Raw genomic sequence first — 1418 nt, 5'->3', positions numbered from 1 at the left:
GCAGGGCGTTTTCATTTTCTAAATTCTAGCAGAAGAAAGAGCGAAACTTTTACTATTATTCGCTCTTTTTTCCGTTCATAATCTATTGAGCAATTATTTTATTTTATCATTAGGTTTTCCCTAGTTATTTTGACAGCAAAAGAACTCCCATTGCTTGATATACAATGAGTTCAGGTCTTCTTTATTTTTTTGTCTTCGATATTTTTGGCAATAAATATTTTCTAACTACCATCAAAACCGTCAATTAACAACATTTTTTCCCAGTTTTTTCCTAACCATGACTGTCCATCTTTTATTGATATAAAACCACAACTTCTGTAAACATTCAAAATGAGTGTTACTAATAAGGAGAACTTTCCGGCTACTTCTTTATTTTTTATCCTTGATTTATCTTCATTAAAAATCACATCTTTAACCCAATGTACTTGATTCTCAATTAACCAATGTTCTTGGATTTTTTGTGCAAATATTTCCGCAGTTAATTTCTTGCTACTAATATAATATAAAGTTTGACTATATTTTTTATCCCCGCGAAAACCCATTCTCTCCACTTTGATAAAACTTTTGATATGAGGATAATTTTTATGTCCTACTTCTTGACTATCAAATACTGATGTTTTCCGGATTACATCACGTCCATGACTTTTATCTCTTGAGTCATATACCGTAAGTGGTTTTGTTATTTGTGCTAGTTCTTTTAACCGATTGTACAATTTTATTTGATTTCTTTTTACTGTGATTAAATAATCATTTTTACTCTCAATTATTGTCTTAGTTATTTCTTTATTACAATGCAAAGCATCCAAAGTAAAAACCTGATTAGATAAATCGCAATTCTCTATCATAGAGCGGACTACAGCACTTTCTGACTTTTTTTTATTCTCCTGAATTTCTACCTTAATTATTAACTTTGTTTCTTGGCTAAACCAAGATACCACATTTAACATATTCTGGGATTTTTCCTCATAATCAGTCAGAGTGTTTTTTAAACTCTTCCCGTCAATAGCAATCCAATCTTCCTGAGATTTTGGCGAATAATAATTGTTAATTATTGACGTAAGTATTGACTGTATATCTATAATATTTATTCCGAGCATTACTCTTCTTATTGTACTATAAGACGGCAGCGTTTTTGAGGTTATAGACAACATTTTAATCAGCTTTTCCTCTTCAGATTGGCAAAAAGATGTAATTTGCTTATAACTAACATTTCCTGTTAATAAGGCTAAAATAATAATAGTAAGGACTACCCATAACTCATGCCTTCTTCCTTGAGATTGGCGGAAATCCTTGACTTCTTTGAGTTTTTCGATTAAACTATTTAACATAATTGAAAAATTGAAACATTAGTGATCTCTTTTTGATTTTATCAAGAAAAGATCACTATTCTTTTCTTCTTTACCTCGGAGAATGAAAAC

1 protein-coding gene is annotated in these 1418 nt (G+C 30.2%); it reads right to left on the bottom strand.

Translation table 11 applies throughout. The annotated features are described in order from the left end of the window. Positions 1-221: 221 nt before the first annotated feature. Entirely contained in the window at positions 222-1328 is a 1107-nt protein-coding gene (locus ACIR310F_RS0100375; RefSeq protein WP_028082112.1) for an ISAs1 family transposase, read from the bottom strand. Positions 1329-1418 lie beyond the last annotated feature (90 nt).

The organism is Dolichospermum circinale AWQC310F (genome assembly GCF_000426925.1).
Lineage (GTDB): Bacteria > Cyanobacteriota > Cyanobacteriia > Cyanobacteriales > Nostocaceae > Dolichospermum > Dolichospermum circinale.
Note: the sequence above shows the minus strand (reverse complement) of the source record. Positions and strands in the feature narration are given on the sequence as shown.

Excerpts from the sequence above, each read along its gene's own strand:
- ACIR310F_RS0100375 (WP_028082112.1), bottom strand. The coding sequence starts at position 1,328 with ATGTTAAATAGTTTAATCGAAAAACTCAAAGAAGTCAAGGATTTCCGC.